Raw genomic sequence first — 221 nt, 5'->3', positions numbered from 1 at the left:
GGGCTCCTGCGCGAGCTGCAACAACGCCACGACCTCGACACGTCCTATGTCGACGACGTCATCATGGGGTGTGTCGCCCCGGTGGGGGAGCAGGGCTCTGATATTGCCAAAATGATTGTGCAGAACGCCGACTGGGACGAATCCGTTGCCGGCGTGCAAGTGGATCGCTTCTGCGCGTCTGGCCTGGAGGCTGTCAATAGCGCCGCTGCCAAGGTCGCTTC

1 pseudogene is annotated in these 221 nt (G+C 62.4%); it reads left to right on the top strand.

The window, feature by feature from the left end:
* Positions 1 to 221 (top strand): annotated as a pseudogene (locus tag A3709_RS12500) (acetyl-CoA C-acyltransferase); the annotation flags it as partial.

Origin of the sequence: Halioglobus sp. HI00S01 (genome assembly GCF_001635445.1) — a bacterium.
GTDB classification, from domain to species: domain Bacteria; phylum Pseudomonadota; class Gammaproteobacteria; order Pseudomonadales; family Halieaceae; genus Halioglobus; species Halioglobus japonicus.
The sequence above is the reverse complement of the archived record's forward strand: the minus strand, read 5'-3'. Positions and strand labels throughout refer to the sequence as shown.